Annotated in this window: 16 protein-coding genes; 3 read left to right on the top strand and 13 right to left on the bottom strand. The window is 41.6% G+C overall.

What is annotated here, in order from left to right:
• Positions 1 to 29 precede the first annotated feature (29 nt).
• A complete protein-coding gene (locus tag BM156_RS07355) occupies positions 30 to 917 on the bottom strand; it encodes a helix-turn-helix domain-containing protein (protein ID WP_093919181.1) in 888 nt (295 codons plus the stop codon).
• Between the two features lie 170 nt (positions 918 to 1,087).
• On the opposite strand from BM156_RS07355, the gene BM156_RS07350 reads away from it, so the two are divergent.
• Positions 1,088 to 2,080, top strand: coding sequence for a GlxA family transcriptional regulator (locus BM156_RS07350; protein ID WP_093919430.1), 993 nt, complete (start codon positions 1,088 to 1,090; stop codon positions 2,078 to 2,080).
• A 77-nt stretch (positions 2,081 to 2,157) separates the two neighbouring features.
• Here the strand turns inward: BM156_RS07350 and gap are convergent, their stop codons facing one another.
• The 4 genes from gap to ilvD all read right to left on the bottom strand — a co-directional run bounded on the left by gap (position 2,158) and on the right by ilvD (position 7,540).
• A complete protein-coding gene (gene gap, locus BM156_RS07345; RefSeq protein ID WP_093919180.1) occupies positions 2,158 to 3,156 on the bottom strand; it encodes a type I glyceraldehyde-3-phosphate dehydrogenase in 999 nt (332 codons plus the stop codon).
• Positions 3,157 to 3,408: 252 nt separating this feature from the next.
• Positions 3,409 to 3,951 (bottom strand): acetolactate synthase small subunit, encoded by a 543-nt coding sequence (gene ilvN / locus BM156_RS07340; protein WP_093919179.1) that lies wholly within the window; start codon positions 3,949 to 3,951, stop codon positions 3,409 to 3,411.
• Between the two features lie 34 nt (positions 3,952 to 3,985).
• Positions 3,986 to 5,686, bottom strand: a complete 1,701-nt coding sequence (gene ilvB, locus BM156_RS07335; protein WP_093919178.1) for a biosynthetic-type acetolactate synthase large subunit — start codon at positions 5,684 to 5,686, stop codon at positions 3,986 to 3,988.
• A 24-nt stretch (positions 5,687 to 5,710) separates the two neighbouring features.
• Positions 5,711 to 7,540 carry a dihydroxy-acid dehydratase gene (gene ilvD / locus BM156_RS07330; protein ID WP_093919177.1) on the bottom strand — a complete coding sequence of 610 codons (1,830 nt, stop codon included), beginning with the start codon at positions 7,538 to 7,540 and terminating at the stop codon, positions 5,711 to 5,713.
• 173 nt (positions 7,541 to 7,713) lie between these two features.
• Here ilvD and BM156_RS07325 point away from each other — a divergent pair, with 173 nt between their 5' ends.
• Together BM156_RS07325 and BM156_RS07320 are read left to right on the top strand one after the other, a co-directional pair.
• Positions 7,714 to 7,896: a hypothetical protein gene (locus BM156_RS07325; protein WP_093919176.1), complete on the top strand. Its 183-nt coding sequence runs from the start codon at positions 7,714 to 7,716 to the stop codon at positions 7,894 to 7,896.
• 216 nt (positions 7,897 to 8,112) lie between these two features.
• Positions 8,113 to 8,523, top strand: a complete 411-nt coding sequence (locus BM156_RS07320) for a DoxX family protein (RefSeq protein ID WP_093919429.1) — start codon at positions 8,113 to 8,115, stop codon at positions 8,521 to 8,523.
• 6 nt (positions 8,524 to 8,529) lie between these two features.
• Here the strand turns inward: BM156_RS07320 and BM156_RS07315 are convergent, their stop codons facing one another.
• From BM156_RS07315 to BM156_RS07280, 8 genes are all read right to left on the bottom strand, one after another.
• The gene (locus BM156_RS07315) at positions 8,530 to 9,444 is read right to left on the bottom strand and encodes an MBL fold metallo-hydrolase (protein ID WP_093919175.1); all 915 of its coding nucleotides are present in this window, start codon (positions 9,442 to 9,444) and stop codon (positions 8,530 to 8,532) included.
• A 138-nt stretch (positions 9,445 to 9,582) separates the two neighbouring features.
• Positions 9,583 to 11,103, bottom strand: a complete 1,521-nt coding sequence (locus tag BM156_RS07310; protein ID WP_212733442.1) for an MBOAT family O-acyltransferase — start codon at positions 11,101 to 11,103, stop codon at positions 9,583 to 9,585.
• Complete coding sequence (locus BM156_RS07305; RefSeq protein ID WP_093919173.1) at positions 11,075 to 12,451, bottom strand: SGNH/GDSL hydrolase family protein; 1,377 nt, start codon at positions 12,449 to 12,451, stop codon at positions 11,075 to 11,077. The genes BM156_RS07310 and BM156_RS07305 overlap by 29 nt, the downstream gene beginning before the upstream one ends.
• Before the next feature lie 69 nt (positions 12,452 to 12,520).
• Positions 12,521 to 14,143 carry a lytic transglycosylase domain-containing protein gene (locus tag BM156_RS07300; protein ID WP_093919172.1) on the bottom strand — a complete coding sequence of 541 codons (1,623 nt, stop codon included), beginning with the start codon at positions 14,141 to 14,143 and terminating at the stop codon, positions 12,521 to 12,523.
• Positions 14,144 to 14,146: 3 nt separating this feature from the next.
• A complete protein-coding gene (locus BM156_RS07295; RefSeq protein ID WP_093919171.1) occupies positions 14,147 to 14,749 on the bottom strand; it encodes a DUF5683 domain-containing protein in 603 nt (200 codons plus the stop codon).
• A 23-nt stretch (positions 14,750 to 14,772) separates the two neighbouring features.
• A complete protein-coding gene (locus BM156_RS07290; RefSeq protein WP_093919170.1) occupies positions 14,773 to 15,645 on the bottom strand; it encodes a ParB/RepB/Spo0J family partition protein in 873 nt (290 codons plus the stop codon).
• Between the two features lie 15 nt (positions 15,646 to 15,660).
• Positions 15,661 to 16,461: a ParA family protein gene (locus tag BM156_RS07285; RefSeq protein ID WP_093919169.1), complete on the bottom strand. Its 801-nt coding sequence runs from the start codon at positions 16,459 to 16,461 to the stop codon at positions 15,661 to 15,663.
• 117 nt (positions 16,462 to 16,578) lie between these two features.
• A complete protein-coding gene (locus BM156_RS07280) occupies positions 16,579 to 17,580 on the bottom strand; it encodes a bifunctional heptose 7-phosphate kinase/heptose 1-phosphate adenyltransferase (protein WP_093919168.1) in 1,002 nt (333 codons plus the stop codon).
• Between the last annotated feature and the right edge of the window lie 141 nt (positions 17,581 to 17,721).

Raw genomic sequence — 17,721 nt, 5'->3', positions numbered from 1 at the left:
TCGATTTCCAATCTCGAAATCGCCTCGAACTAACTCCTCATTTGTTGCCGATACTGCAAAGGAGATAATCCTGCTTCGCGTTTAAAGAACTTGGTGAAATAAGACTGATCATCAAAGTTCAGCTGCTGAGCAATTTCGGCCACACTCAACTCACTATGAACCAGCAGACGCTTTATTTCCAGTACTTGCTTGGCTTTTACAATTTGGCTTGCTGTTTTCCCTGCATGAAGCTTAACCATCTGGCTAAGGTGATTTGGCGTAACTGCAAGCTTGGCTGCATACTCCTTCAACGAAAGGTTTCGATAATTGTTCTCTTCAACCAAGTGATAAAACTGTTTTACCAATAAATGTCCCTTCCCTTTCATCTCCAGGTTCTCGCCCAACACATAACGCGATGTGCAAGTGGTTAAAATAAGGTCCAACAGCGACCTTAGTGTATCAAGCAGATTCGAATTGTTATGTTCCAATTCTGAAATTCCGCGTTGAAACAATCGTTCCAAGAAACAGACATCATCTTGTCGTTCCAACTTTAACGGAGGATTTTCCTGGTGTAAATTGTAAAAGAAAGGAAATTCGATCAAACTGTTTTGATTACTACGATTGGCCAAGTAAAAGTCGGCTGTAAAAATAAAGATGTACCCTTCAATATCATGCGAAAACTCGATTTTATGCGCCTGCCCCGGTGACATAAAAAACACGCATGGCGGTTCAATCCGGTACTTATTACTATCAATCACATGGTAGCCGGTTCCCTTCATCAAGTACAAAACCTCAAAAAAATCGTGCCGATGAGGATACTTTACACTGAAATGTCGCTTCGCATCAAACACCTCAATCTGAAACTGCTGACTCTTGCGCTCAGGAGAACTAAAATTGTGTAAACTATATACCGGTAACTGTTCCGCAGGTTCTTTCATAAACAATTATGCTTCCTTACGAAAATAAAAAGAAATTGGCTAAAACAGCGCTTTTGAAAAAGCACAACCAGGCTAACTTTTCAAGTTGTCTGTTTCTGTCGGAAAATAAGCAAACCTGTCAGATATATTCTTTATTTTTACCAAAACAAAGTCACTCAAGGAAGAAGCATATGGTCTCAAGAAAGGAAAAACACATCGTTATTTTAGCAACACAAAAAACGTCGATACTGGATATTGCCGGACCAATGGATGTATTTGCAAAGGCAGCTGATCAACTCAAAAGCAGAAATGCAACAGAAATCTACAAAATTCACGTCGTAGCTGCCGACGGAAATTTAAAAATTGAAACCGCAACTGGCTTGCCCATACTTGCCGAGTGCACTTTGGAAGATTTTAAGCACCCCATTGACACCTTCCTAGTAGCTGGATATCCTCGCATACCTGAAGTTGTTGAGAATAAGCGCCCCATAAGTTGGCTACACGAAAATCATCAAAAAATACGCCGGATAGGCTCGGTTTGCGCTGGTGCTTTTTTATTAGCCGAAAGTGGCCTTTTAAATGGACGAAATGCAACCACCCACTGGAATTTGTGCGAAAAATTAGCTCTGCAGTACCCGGAAATAAAGGTCGATCCAGATCCAATTTTCGTAAAAGATGACAATATTTATACATCGGCTGGTATTTCTGCCGGAATGGATTTAGCCTTGGCAATGGTTGAAGAAGATTTTGGTCGTGACACAGCTTTAAATGTAGCACGTACACTGGTCCTTTACCTAAAACGTCCGGGAAACCAATCACAATTCAGCATAGCTCTGCTACATCAGAAGGTGGATTATCAGCCCATACAAGATTTACTCGACTGGCTTCCTGAGCATCTGAATGATAAACTAACAGTAGAAAAGTTGGCCAATCAAGTTTCGATGAGTCCTCGAAACTTCGCCCGTGTTTTTATACGCGAAACGGGAATCACTCCAGCTAAATACCTGGAAAAGCTTCGCGTGGAAACGGCTCGACGACGCTTGGAAGAGTCGAACTTATCGCTTGACGAAATCTCATTAGAATGTGGATTGGGCAGCGCCGACACCTTACGTCGATTGTTTCTGCGCCACCTCAAAACGACTCCAAGCACTTACCGGCATACTTTTCAGACAAGCATGCGTTAATCCGACACGATCCAACAAAAGCAAAAGCCAGCTAAACCTTTAGTTCAGCTGGCCATTTAGCTTTTCCTTTTTATTCTTTACAAATTTCCGAAGTAGGCTGACGTGCGAACCATCTGCGACACAAATGACATTTCGTTATCATACCAGGAAACTGTTTTCACTAATTGTTGTGTTCCTGCAGTAACCACTTTGGTTTGTGAAGCATCGAACAAGGAACCATAAGCTAAGCCGATTACATCGCCTGAAACGATTTCATCCTCGGTATAACCAAACGATTCATCTGCCGCTGCTTTCATCACCATGTTAATAACATCTGGTGTTACCGATTTTTCCAAAACAGTATAAAGTTCAACAACCGAGCCGGATGCAACCGGAACGCGTTGAGAGGAACCATCCAGCTTCCCTTTCAATTCAGGAATAACTAAGCCAATGGCTTTAGCCGCTCCAGTTGTATAAGGGATAATGTTATTGGCCGCTCCTCTTGATTTTCGATAGTTTATCTTTGGATCAGGCGTATCCATTAGTGGTTGCGAGTTGGTATACGCATGGATTGTACTCATCTGCCCGGTAACAATTCCAAAGTTCGTATTCAAAACATCGGCCATTGGAGCGAGGCAGTTGGTGGTACACGATGCACAGCTGATAATTTCATCTGATGCACTCAAGATATCATGATTAACATTGAATACAATTGTTTTTAGGTCGGCTCCGGCAGGCGCTGAAATAATAACTTTTTTGGCTCCTGCTTTCAGGTGGGCCGAAGCTTTTTCGCCAGATGCAAATATTCCGGTACACTCAAGCACAAGATCAACATCATGTTTCTTCCAAGGCAAATTCTCAGGCACACGTTCAGCGTAAACACTTACTTTTTGACCATCAACAATCAAGGCTTTGTCTGTAGCCTCAACCTTTTGAGGCCATGTTCCTTGAATGGAATCATACTTTAGCAAATAGGCCAACATGGCTGGATCACTCAAGTCATTGATTGCCACCACTTCTAAATTTTCGTTCTCTTGAATTTTACGAAAGGCCAGACGTCCAATCCGGCCGAATCCATTAATTGCTACTTTAATCATACCTTTTCGTTTTTACCAATTTTTAAACTGAATCTTAAAAAACCTGCTTTAAGCTGGTGAAGTCACTCACTCTGTTTCCACTTCCTAAATCAAATTTTTCATTCTCTTTAAGAGCTGCAAGTTACAGCAAGCAGCATTTGTCTGCAATGACACATTTCCGACAAATACTGCCAATTTAATTTTGCGAAAAGGCATAAAAAAGCCCAGAGCATACCAAAATACGCTCCGGGCTTAAAATTATTATAAGCTATTCTAGTCTATCTGACTCAGCAAATTGTCTCGTTCTTTCAAGAACTCTGAAAGCCGCTCAATAGGATCACGCGTAATGGCAACCCGGCCTGAACGAATAAACTGAAGGACGCCAAATTGATTCAACTCGTCAAACAACTCCTGCGTTTCTTCTTTGTGACCTGTTTTTTCAATCACTGTGTATTCACGGGTAATCTCCAAAATACGAGCCCCCGCTTTACGAACCATTCGCTCTACCTGGTCACTATCGTACAAGGTGTCTGTTTGTACTTTGTAAAGAGCAATTTCCTGAAACACCATTTCATCGTTGGTGTGATAGAAAGCTTTCAATACGTCAACCACTTTTTCAAGCTGTCCAACAACTTTCCTGACCCGATCGGCTGTTTCATTGACAACAATGGTGAATTTCGACACCCCTTTTATTGCTGACGCAGAAACGGTCAGGCTTTCGATATTGATTTTCCGGCGCGTAAAGTTGATGGTAATCCGGTTTAATAAACCTATATGGTTTTCTGAATATATCGTGATTATAAATTCCTGTTTCATATCTTCATTTTTTAGTTTGGTTGCTATCCAATCTCTATTTTACTTCCAAAATAATATCGGAAACGGAAGCCCCAGTTGGAACCATTGGGAAAACATTATCTTCTTTCTCAACCACTACTTCTAATAAATAGGGTCCATCGTGGTCAATCATTTTCTGAATCCCATCAGACAGCTCTTCACGTTTAGTGACTTTATGACCTGCCATGCCGAAACCTTTACCAATAGTAATAAAATCAGGGTTTTGAAGTTCTGTAAACGAATAACGCTTTTCAAAGAACAACTGTTGCCACTGGCGAACCATTCCCAAGAAGTTGTTATTCAGTAGAATAATTTTCACCGGAAGTTTGTTTTGGACTATTGTTCCCAGCTCTTGTAAGGTCATTTGAAAACCTCCATCACCTACAAAACAACATACCGTGCGATCTTTGGCGCCCAGTTGAGCCCCTAACGCAGCGGGAATGGCATAGCCCATCGTTCCTAAACCGCCGGAAGTAACGTTGCTTTTTGATTGGGTAAACTTAAAGTATCGGGAAGCAATCATTTGCTGCTGCCCTACATCAGTTACCAAAATTGCGTTATGCTGCGTTTTCTCCGAAGCAATACGAACAGCTTCTCCCATTGTTAAACCCTCTTTCTCCGGATGTACATCTTTGTTAATTACCTTTTCGCGCTCGACTTTGTCACACTCCCGGAATTCAGCCACCCAATCATCATGCTTGTTATCTTTCACATTGTTGATCAGCATCGCCAATGACTTCTTCGCATTACCCAGCACGGCAACATCCGTTTTGATGATTTTATCAATCTCCGCTGGGTCAACTTCCAGATGAACGACTTTCGCCTTCTTGGCATAGGAACTCACCTTACCCGTTACCCGGTCATCGAAACGCATTCCTACAGCAATAATCAAATCAGCTTCATTGGTTTTAACGTTTGGTCCATAGTTACCATGCATTCCAAGCATTCCAACATTCAAGGGATGATCTGTTGGCAAGGCAGATAAGCCTAACAAAGTCCATGCAGCGGGAATGCCCGTTTTTTCGATGAATGCCTTCAACTCATCCTCTGCTTGTGCGATAATAATCCCTTGTCCAAATAATAAAAGAGGCTTTTTCGCTTGATCAATTAATTCGGCTGCTTCTTTTATCTTAAAAGGATCAACGGGCTGTTCTGGGATATAAGACCTTATCTTTGTACACTTCTTATACTCGAACTCCAACTCCTGAAACTGTGCATCTTTAGAAATATCCAACAAAACAGGTCCAGGGCGGCCAGATTGGGCAATGTAGAAAGCCTTGGCAATTGCTTCCGGAATTTCTTCTGCGTTTGTTACCTGGTAATTCCACTTGGTAATTGGCATCGAGATACCAACAACATCTGACTCTTGAAAAGCATCTGTCCCCAGCAAAGGAGAAGCAACTTGCCCGGTGATACACACGAGTGGAATGGAATCAATCATTGCATCCGCAATCCCTGTGATCAGGTTAGTCGCTCCAGGCCCTGAAGTTGCAAAGCAGACCCCTGCTTTTCCAGTTACTTTAGCATATCCCTCAGCCGCATGGACTGCGCCTTGCTCATGCCGGGTCAAGATGTGAGTTACTTTTTTGTCATAATCATACAGGGCGTCGTAAACAGGCATAATTGCCCCGCCCGGATACCCAAAGATCGTATCAACGCCTTCTTCTAAAAGTGAAAGAATAACGGCTTCAGAACCAGTAATTCTCTTTGTTGCCATATGAATCTGTTTTATTAGTTTTCGTTAATCAATTAATCGAATTGCGCCTTGATCAGCTGATGAGACCAAGCTGGCATAAGCTTTTAATGCCCGACTTACTTGACGGTTACGGCTCACAGGCGTATAAGCCGCCTTCCCCCGAGCCTCCTGCTTGGCTCGTCTTTTCTCAAGCTCTTCGTCTGTTACAATCAGGTTAATACTCCGCTCTGGAATGCTTATTTCAATCCGGTCTCCATCTTCAATCAATGCGATTTCACCACCTCCGGCTGCTTCTGGCGAAACATGCCCTATTGACAAGCCCGAGGTTCCTCCTGAGAACCGTCCGTCAGTTATCAATGCACAAGCTTTATCCAACTTCATCGACTTGATGTAAGAGGTTGGATACAACATTTCCTGCATACCAGGACCACCCTTCGGTCCTTCATAGCGGATAATTACCACATCGCCAGCCTGAACCGCATCGCCCAAGATTCCGTTAACAGCATCTTCCTGAGATTCAAATACACGAGCCGTTCCGTTGAATGTATATACCGAAGGATCAACTCCGGCAGTTTTGATGATACATCCTTTACGAGCAATATTGCCAAACAAGACAGCCAAACCACCATCCTTGCTATAGGCATGTTCAAACGAACGGATACAGCCATTTTCCCGGTCGAGGTCCAGCTCTTTGTAATAGCTTTCCTGCGAACCCATCACCGTTGTCCGAACTCCACCCGGTGCTGATTTATATTTTTTGATCGCTTCTTCCAAAGCATCCGTTTTTGTTACGTCAAATTTTTGAATGGCTTCTGCCAGGCTATTTCCATCAACACGAGAAACTGTTGTATCCAATAGGTTTGCCCGATCCATTTCTGCCAAAATTCCAAGAATACCACCTGCTCTGTTCACATCTTCAATGTGAAAGTGAGAGTTAGGAGCCACCTTGCACAGGTTTGGTGTTTTACGAGACAACTGGTCGATATCAGCCATTGTGAAATCGACCCCTGCTTCGCGGGCAATAGCCAAAATATGCAGCACCGTATTGGTCGAACCTCCCATAGCAATATCCAACTTCATGGCATTCTCAAAAACCGCACGAGTTGCAATGCCACGAGGAGTAACACGCTCGTTCCCATTCTGATAATGATCGTAAGTGATATCCACAATACGTTCAGCCGCTTCTTCAAACAACTTTTTCCGATTGGCATGAGTTGCCACAATCGTTCCATTTCCAGGCAAAGCCAATCCCAAGGCTTCAGCCAAACAGTTCATCGAGTTTGCCGTAAACATGCCGGAACAAGAACCGCAAGTAGGACAAGCTTCCTGCTCTACCTGCAAAATTGTTTCATCTGAAACACTGTCATCAGCAGCCATCACCATAGCATCCACCAAGTCATATGATTTCTCATCAATTTTCCCAGCTTCCATCGGGCCACCAGACACAAAAATGGCTGGAATATTTAACCGCATAGCAGCCATCATCATTCCCGGTGTAATTTTATCACAATTTGAAATGCATACCATCGCATCCACCTTGTGTCCATTGCACATGTACTCAACACTATCTGCAATAACGTCGCGTGAAGGGAGTGAATACAACATGCCATCATGCCCCATCGCAATCCCATCATCAATCGCTATGGTATTGAACTCAGCGGCAAAACAGCCTCTCTTTTCGATCAAGGCTTTTAATTCCTGCCCGATATGATGCAAATGAACATGCCCCGGAACAAACTGCGTGAACGAGTTTACAATGGCAATCATGGGTTTGCCAAATTGCTCTTCTTTAACCCCATTCGCCCGCCATAAGCTTCGGGCTCCTGCCATTTTCCGGCCCTCGGTAGTTGTTGCTGATCTTAGTTTCTTCTGCATTTCTATCTCAATTTTTTCGTTCTTGCTTAAAAAAAAACCTTTCTCTGTAGAGAAAGGCTTTCGAATATCATTTGTTCAACAATCCCTGGCCTTTCTCAGTGAAATCTAAGAATGACGACTAGAATGACCAAGTGAATTGAAGAAAAACGTTCCATAAAATGCTATTGTTATAAATGAAAAAAGCCATTCCCCCTAATGAGAATGGCTATCGGTTATACCAACGTACGACATCCTCACTTCGCTTGCGAAATGACCACGAGAAGAATAATGACGTTAAGTATGATAGCCTGAATTTTCATTCGTTTTCAATTATTAATGAAGCAAATGTAGGAATTAATTCGAAAACACAAAACTAAATTGAAAGCAAAACCGGAATTATTTCTAAAAATTAGCAGTTTTAGCAGTCTTTATTCATTAAAATAGAAGCAGAAAAGAGCTTGAACGACTTGTTATAGGACAGTCATTCAGTCAATTTTCAACAAGAAGATGTTTTTTTTCACTCGTTGTAAACTATTTCAAATATTTAATCGTTGGAAAAAAGTGATTCATTATTTTCGCAAAAAAATTCAATTATGGCAAGACTATTAGGACCACGCACCAATGATACCATCGTTAATATTTGGTTACTCCTTTTCAGAGTTTCTGCAGGAGCCTTTATGCTAACGCATGGAATTCCAAAGTTTTTAAAACTCGTTGAAGGAAGCACTCAATTTGCCGACCCTCTGGGAATTGGACAAACCCTTTCGCTCATATTAGCTGTTTTTGCAGAATTTTTGTGTTCTGTATTGCTAATCCTCGGAATCGGTACTCGGTTAGCCTCCCTTCCGCTGATTGCGACCATGGCCGTTGCTGCCTTCTACGTCCATGGAGCAGATCCTTTTCAACGTAAAGAAATGGCTTTATTATACCTGATTGTATACATTACAATTTTGGTATTTGGCGGAGGGAAGTTTGAATTGGGCCGTTTTTTCAGAAGAGGTTAAGCATATCTAGTAGCTGGTCAATGCGCCTTGTAATGGTGTGATGTTGTAAGTCCTGGACTCTGATTCCTTTTCAAAAACTTTTATACTCGGGAGTTCCGACTTAACAGCATCGGCCACCTCTTTATAATACTCATTGTCTTCATGCTGAATTTGCATGATAACATAGTGTTTTGCTTGAATATACTTTTTCATGATGGCTACCCCTTGCCCCTGTGGTTGGTACAAAAAGCCACGTCCCAAGAAAGCAAAATCCAGTTCATCCCGATCTAACCGAAGTTGCTCATATTCTGCTAAAGCATTGGAATTACTATCTCCGCAGTGGAAGACGGTTACGCCATCAATTGTAAACCGGAAAGCCACGTGTTCGGCAAACTTATAAAGGTCAGTTTTTCGTCCCGTTAACGGATCTTCAATATAGTAGGGGCCATGACTAATCCGATAAGTTCGAACTTCAATACCATTAATCACTGTATCGATATGCATCATCCGCTCGGGGGTAATGGAAACAAGTTGCTTTTTGAACCGCTGATATTGGCTATTATTTCCCAATTGGTCAATCGTTTTCGAACAACTCAAAAATTTACTTTCCGGATGATTCACTAATACCGAAGCCACAATTTTCTCATCAAAATTATCGATGTGTTCGTGCGTTGATGCAACCAAATTAATTTCTGCAAATTCTCCTTCTCCATCAATAATCCTTTGTGTCAGTTCAGTCGATGGACAGTCGTAAAATTCATTCTCCACATCTTTAAAAAGTGCATCAACCAAGACCTTTTTATTATTCACCTGAATTAGGAAACCAGCATTGGCAATATAAGTCACCTTTACATCGGTAGGTAGATTCTGTCCTTCTTCTGCAGCCCCCCTGTTCTGCATTCCAATCAATCCAATAATAAGTGCTAAAAAGAACAATCTCATGCAGCGAATAATTTATCCAACAAATCCGGCATATTTCATTCAGTATCAAATATAAGACAATTTAATAACAGGTTTGTTTTCATCAGCAACAAAAAAGGAAGGTGAATTAGCCAACTCCTTTTTTCAACGAGCATACAGCTAAAAACGGAAGTAGATAAATGGCAATAAAGAAGACTGAGCAGCTAAAGCAACAAGTAATAAAATACCGACAACAATCGGAATTTGCCCCCAAGCCGGAAGGCCAACAAACTTACCCCGTAATTTTTCCTTTTGCCTTGAAGGAAACCAAATCAACAGGATTCCCACAAGAAACACGCCCCACCCCCAGCCATATACTGACAAACCTTCCAATGCTTTTTCAGGCCAAAAATGATGAGTCATCTGATAAAACAATTGCTGAACAATACTGTAATCACGAGCTCGAAAAAAGATCCAAGCCAAACTGACCAACTGAAAAGTCACAAAAACAGCAAGCCCTTTACGCAAAGTCTTCCATCTTCGAATTGGCTTCAAATAGATCCGCGCCATTTTTTCGATAACCAGCCCTAACCCATGAATAGCTCCCCACAACAAAAAACGAATATTAGCCCCGTGCCATAAGCCTCCCAACAACATTGTAATAAGCACATTGATATGCATGCGAACTGCTCCTTTTCGATTTCCGCCCAACGGAATGTATAAGTAGTCGCGCAACCACAACGACAAGGAAATATGCCAACGATGCCAAAAGTCGGTTAAGCTGGAGGCCTGATAGGGAGAATTAAAATTGACCGGTATTTTAAAGCCCAATATCAATGCCAAGCCAATGGCAATATCCGTATAACCGGAAAAGTCACAATAAATCTGAATTGAATAGGCATAAACCGAAAGCAAGTTTTCAACACCAGAGTAGGCCAAGGGAGCCTCAAACACACGATCGACCAAATTAATGGCCAAAAAATCGGCAATAACAACTTTCTTAAATAGCCCCTTAACAATCAGAAAAACGGCATGACTAAACTCTTTCTGCTTTAACCGAAACCGTTGGTACAGCTGAGGAATAAAAGATGACGCCCGCACAATAGGACCTGCGACCAACTGCGGGAAAAAGCTTAGGTAGAAACTAAAATCCAGCGGATTTTTAACCACGTTCGTTTCATTTCGATAGAGATCGACTAGATAACTAATGGCCTGAAATGTGTAAAAAGAAATTCCTATCGGGAGTAAAATTGACTGCACATCAACCATGTCGGCTACAATCTGGTTAAGCACCCAGCCCACCCAGTTAAAAACCTCCCAATCAGTTTGAAACAACAAATTTGCTTGCTCTACAAAAAAATACGTGTATTTAAAGTACCCTAAGATTAACAGGTTAAAACCAACAGCAAAACTCAACCAAGCCTGTTTCCATTTATACTTTGCAAGAGCGAGTCCAAAAGCATAGTTTACCGCACAGGAAAACACCAAAAGGGCTAGAAAAGTACCACTCATTTGATAATAGATGAACCAACTGGCCAGCAACAAATAACTGTTTCGAACAACATTCTTTCGAAATACCAGACTATACCCACCCAAAAGCACCGTAAATACCCCCCAAAAAGCAAGGCTAGTATAAAAAAGTGGCTCATCTGGATGATAAATCCAAATCTGCTCAACGATATGCTGCCAACGACTCATCATGACTTATTGTATCTTTCTCCCGACTTAGTTCATTAAGTATAAGTTGTGCCAATTCGTTACCGATCAATCGAGCCCCTTCTCGCGAAAAATGCACGTAATCCTTTCGTCCTAAAGCAGGTTGGGCTTGCACCCATTTCACCATTGCACCAGTGCCTCCCATAACTGCCTGCAAATCCCAAAAAGCTGTATGATTTTCCAAAGCAAGCTCCTGCTGTACTTTTTTTATCTTAGGAATCGTTCCATAAGACTGAAAATGATCTGCTTGCCGTTGAGCCATATCCGAAACACCAACAAGCAAGATGGGCACCTCTGGTCTGATCGCCTTTAAAAACGAAAGCTGTTGCTGAAAATGTGTTTTAAAGTGTCGATAATCCTTCGACTGATATGGGACCAGATTTACACCAAAGTGCAACACAAACATTCCAACATCAACCTGATCAAACATTTCCTGAAGCACTTGCTGATCCGACTTCAAAAACTCGGGATACGACAAACCACGTAAAGCCACATTATCGACCAATACGCCTGTTTCTGACTCGAGCGACAAGCCTGTTACGCTCAGCGAATCCTTCACATCAAAATCAACACGAATATCTTCCGGAGTTTGGTTAAAACGAAAGTCCAGGGTTGAAACCTTACGATGAGGAGCTAAAACTCCTTCATAAATAAGTTTTTTTCCATCCCGAACTTCAATATGGCAACTATCATTTGCCGTATAATATAGCTTCATCAAGGAATAATCAGGCTTTGGCGACAAACGCTTAATTCGGCGAATACGAAACCAGCCTTGATCTTTCGTCAAAATCGAATGCTTAAATAAAATACTTTTGCTCTCAAAATCCGGATCCTGAAAAGTCTTGACTTCCCAGCTGTCTGAAGTCTCAATAATCAGCTGATGATTGGTGCTGTAATAGCTATCCAAGGCAATAAAGCCAGGCCCTCTTCCTCCAAATACAGCTTGAAGTTCTTTTCTCAGCGCCCCCGTAATTCGGTCGTTTTCGATCTGAGAATCTCCAAAATAAACAATCCGCAAAGGCAAACTTGACTTGGATAAATGAGTCAACTTAGCCTGCAAACCACTCAAATGCAAAGAATCTGTTTGAGAAAAGACCAGAGGAATCCGCTTAACAAAACTACCTGAGTCCTGAGTAGAAGAATTCGCTTTGACCAGCGTGTCGGGAGAAACACTAGCAGCTGGCTGAGGTTTCAAGCTAGATGAATCCACCTTTTGATCATGAAGAGCAACAGGGGCTGTAACCACGGGTTCATCGTTCTCCCACCAGGTAAGAAGCGCAATAAAAACAATAAGAGTAGTCAGAAAATATAAGAGTTCCTTTCCAGGTGTCATGGTCCGAATTTAGCTTCTGAATAAAAGTAAAGCTAAATTCGGGCTTCTGCAAATACCTGATTAAAGGACTTATGAACGCGGCTTAATTCGTAGTTTCTGGCCAGGTTGTATTTTACTGGCATTTGCAATATTATTCCAGCGCATAATATCGTTATTCGACACGCCTGGGAACTTACGTGCAATTGACCACAAATTGTCTCCTCTCCTCACCGTATACACCACGTAGTCTCCGTCAACAACTACTTTCGAGCTGGAAGAACGAGCAGAAGTTACTGGTATCTTCTTTTTAAAAGCTTGCTTTTGTGCAAAAGACATTCGATTAACACCACTGTAAAAGTCGGCTTGCCCTGCTGGTACGTATATCACCAGCTTTTGTCCTACTCGAATTAAATTACGGTGAATGTTATTCCAATAGCGCAAATCAGAAGTTCGAACATGAAACCACTCTGAAATATATCCCAAATTATCACCCGACTTCACCGTATAAATCAATTTGTCTTTGCCTTTTACATCGGTCGGATGATAAGTACTTCGGCTCTTAGGGTTAATAATTTCATTATTCGGAAAGAATTTTTCGCGCTCATGGGCATAAATATCTTCCTCGTAATCGATAAAATCAGCGACCGCTTCAATTGGGATTTTCAAGGCATACTTTTTATCTTCCTTGGCAGGAATGATATCCATCCGATATTGAGGGTTCAATGCGCGCAAAGCCTCAACCGGAACTTCCGTAATAGCTTCAACCTGGTCAAAGTGCAGGTAATTATTCACCATGAGGGTATCAGTAACAATAGGAAAATCTGGATAACGAGGATGAAGGTTATGCTCTTGATAAAAATTCATCACATAAGTAGCTGCAATGTAAGCAGGAACATAGCCACGGGTTTCTCTCGGCAAACGGTAATAAATTGACCAGTAGTCACGTGCTCCACCCGAGCGTCGAATTGCCTTATTGACATTTCCGGGGCCACAGTTGTAGGCGGCAATCACCAAATGCCAGTTCTTGTATATCGAATACAAGTTTTGCAAGTAACGTGCTGCCGCATCTGTCGATTTTACCGGATCTCGGCGCTCATCAACAAACGTTCCGATCTCAAGTCCCAACATTTTTCCAGTACCATACATAAACTGCCATAACCCAACGGCATTCGCTCTTGACCGAGCAGCAGGATTTAGAGCAGACTCGATAATTGCCAGGTACTTCAATTCCATCGGCATATCATATTTGTCCAAGGCCTCTTCGAAAATCGGGAAATAAAAACTGGCAAGTCCCAGCATCATCTCAACCTGATCACGCCGCCGCTGTGTGTATAGTTCAATGAAATTTTTAACGGTTTTATTATACGAGAGATCAATAAAAGACTCGATTGACTGTAAGCGCTCGATGTAAACAGAGTCCGGGAGCGACACAATAGGAACACTATCTCTACCTACTTCGCTAACCGGCATCTCAAATACATTTTGCATGTACCACGAGTTTACCAAACTATCTATTTTCTCTGCAAACAGGTCATTCAGATTTTCATCCGGAGTTACATATTTCTTTTCATACCCTTGAAGGCTATCCAACGACACCACCTCAATCGTTCGCACTCGCTTCAAATCATCCTTGCCCCATCGCTTAGCCTCAACCGGCGTTGCAAACAGAGTCAATCCTAACACTCCCAACACTACCCCTATGACGTTCTTCATACTTTAAAATCGTATTCTACAATGGATTCCTACTAAGCGCTGATCTAAGCAGTAAACTGGGCCGGGCATCCACTTCATGGTTAAATCATCACTGATGTCAAAATTAAAAAGATGCGCATCAACGCTGGCATCAATAATATTCAGCGCATAAAACGCCGCAGTCGAAATAATCACCAGATCCCGGTTTCTTCTGGCGGTCTCTTTGGCTCGATTCAAAGCTTCGGAAAACTGATTGCGTTCTCTCGGGTTATCCAGATTCCATCGTCCTTCAAAATTCAGTTCTTCAAAGGAGTTGGTATTCGGGTCGTCATCAGCAATATCCGCATAGGCTTCCCGGTATAAAGTATATTGATCGTTGTTCCAATCAATGAAATACCCCAGTGTTCCGAACCCAATATATACCAACGGAACTTTCCAGTATTTCTTGTTGTAAATTTGTCCCAATCCAGGCAAAACGGCCGAATAAATCGTTGCTTTGCGTGGCGAGTGCTCTGGTTTCTCTAGTGCAACCATGACACTGTCAGCAGCAGTAATTTTCTGAGCAGATGTCTTCAATCCTGTCGAAATGACCAGGATTAACAATACGGCTTTTATAATATAATTCAATGCTTTTTCTTTTTGAAACCGATTTAGCTCTTCAGCTTATCAAGGATTCCCATAATTCGTTCCAGATCTTTGGACGAGCCAAAGGGAATAACGATCTTTCCTTTACCTTTATTGTTGAGCGTAAAGTCAACTTTGGTATGAAAGAAACGACTTAAATGTTCTTTCAGCTCACCGTACTCTTCAGGATGCTTCTTTTTCGGTGCAGCAGGAGCAGCTTGTACTTCTCCTGAATTCAATTGACGAACCAACTCTTCAACTTTACGAACAGAAAGCTCGTGTTTCAAGATTTGCTCATAAATGGCCAATTGATCTTCCGGATTTTTAATATTGACCAAAGCGCGTGCATGTCCCATTGAAATTGTTTTTTCCACAATGCCTTTTTGAATTAAGGCAGGCAATTTCAACAAGCGCAGGTAGTTCGAAACAGTCGACCGCTTTTTACCAACGCGATCACTCAAGCTCTCCTGAGTCAATTTACATTCTTCAATCAAACGTTGGTATGACAAGGCAATTTCAATCGCATCCAGATCTTCCCGTTGAATATTTTCAACCAAAGCCATCTCCAACATGCCTTCATCCTCAGCATTCCGTACATAAGCAGTAACGGTTTCCAGCCCAGCAATTTTAGAGGCTCTAAAACGACGTTCTCCTGCAATAATCTGATACTTATTATTGGCTGTTTTTCTTAGCGTAATCGGTTGAATAATGCCAATTTTTTTGATTGAAACTGCTAACTCCTGTAGCGCTTCTTCATCAAATTTTGTCCGGGGTTGAAAGGGATTGGCCTCAATATCTTCAATCGCAATCTCACTAATCGATGAACTTAGATCTTTACTTCTGTCGGCATCATCAATCAGGGCTCCAAGCCCTCTTCCCAATGCATTTCGTTTTGCCATTATTACGAATAGTTATTATTCAATTACTTTTTCAGAATTCTTAATCTTAGTCAGATCATTCTTTTGTAAAATCTCCCGCGCCAAATCCATATAGTTCTCAGCTCCTCTTGAACTGGCATCATACAATACCACTGGTTTCCCATAACTAGGCGCTTCGCTCAGCTTAATATTACGGGAAACAGCTGTATCAAATACCATATCTCCAAAATGGGTCCGTACTTCTTCCAGCACTTGGTTTGACAAGTTCAAGCGAGAGTCATACATGGTCAACAAAAACCCTTCAATTTCGAGATCAGTATTTAAACGTGTTTGAATGATCTTAATTGTATTCAACAATTTCCCCAGACCTTCCAACGCAAAATATTCACACTGAACTGGAATGATGATAGAATCAGCAGCAGTTAATGAGTTTACCGTAATCAAGCCTAAGGAAGGAGAACAATCAATTAAAATAAAATCATAATCGTCTCGCAATTTCTCGATAACCACTTTCATCACCTTCTCCCGGTTCGGAAGGTTGAGCATCTCAATCTCGGCCCCTACCAAATCAATATGAGAAGGAATCAAATCCAAGCCGTCTATTTCTGTATTCAATATAATTTTGCGAGGATCAATATCATCAACAATGCATTCGTAGATGCTGGTTGTTACATTTCGTACATCAAACCCAACACCAGATGTTGCATTGGCCTGTGGATCGGCATCAATAATCAATACCTTATATTCCAAAACAGCCAGGCTCGCTGCTAAATTAATCGCTGATGTTGTTTTTCCAACGCCTCCTTTTTGGTTAGCAAGAGCAATTACTTTTCCCATAGTTCTTTTCCTGATTTTCGCTGAGTTCCAAAGTTAATATTTTATGGATAAAATGATCGAAGATTTAAGAAATTAAATCCGGTTCAACTTAAGGGACTGATTCCCCAAATGCTGCTTTTAATGTGAAATCTTTATCTTTCGCGCTTCGTGCTTAAGACGCTCACTATCAATCGGAACAACGCCTGACTTTTCGCACACCAAACCTCCTGCAAGATTTGACAACTGTGCCATAAACTTGGTTGGTAATCCAGCAGCAAGGCATAAGCTCGCAACGGCAATTACCGTATCGCCAGCACCTGAAACATCGGCAATATCCCGAATCTCCGCCGGAAAATGATTTTGCTTCACGCCATTGCTAATAATCACTCCCAACTCAGACAGCGTGATAAAAATAACGTCCAGCTTGTGTTCTTTTTTAAACTTCTCGGCGGCCTCCAAAATAGCTTCAAAATCATTTTTAGCAATTTGAAGTTTCAAGCCTTCCTTAAATTCTTTAAAATTGGGCTTAAATAAGTTAACTCCGGGATAGTTATAAAAATTACGTTTTTTAGGATCAACGGCAATCATAATTCCTTTTGACTGCGCCAACTCTGTTACGCGTTCAATCAGGGTTTTCGTAATGATCCCCTTGTCATAATCGACGAAAATAACAATATCAAAACTGTTCTGGTCAACTAAAGACAAAATACGCTGAAAAACCAACTCTTCTTCATCAGCATTAATCAGCTCGGTTGTTTCTTCATCCACCCGAACCATTTGTTGCGTTCCACTTAAAATTCTTGTTTTCACTGTGGTTTCACGTCGATCAGAACGCATAATCCCAGCATCACTCAACTGGCGTTTTTGAAGGAGTTCCATAAAAATATCCCCCTTCATATCGTTTCCCACCATTGACACCAGCACTGGTGTCGCTCCTAGAGCCTGAAGGTTTAACGATACATTGGCAGCTCCACCTAAACGGTTTTCCTGACGACTGACAGTAACAATTGGAATAGGAGCTTCGGCAGATATCCGGTCAACTGCTCCCCACCTGTACGAATCAACCATCGCATCTCCAATCACCAATGCTTTGATGTTGGAAAAATTCCTAAAAACCTCTTCAACTTTAAGTTTCTCCACTGCCTATTCTGTTTTAAGACGTACAAAAGTAGTAAAATTTGAAAGCGTTAAAAATAATAAATCTCTGCACGCTCTTGCAAATCTTAGCAAGACAAGAAATCAAAACTTACGAACATTCGTGCAACAATTTTCGATGCTCAT

It is taken from the genome of Sunxiuqinia elliptica (genome assembly GCF_900113005.1).
In the GTDB taxonomy this organism is placed as follows: Bacteria; Bacteroidota; Bacteroidia; order Bacteroidales; family Prolixibacteraceae; genus Sunxiuqinia; species Sunxiuqinia elliptica.
This window is presented reverse-complemented; position numbering and strand designations above follow the sequence as displayed.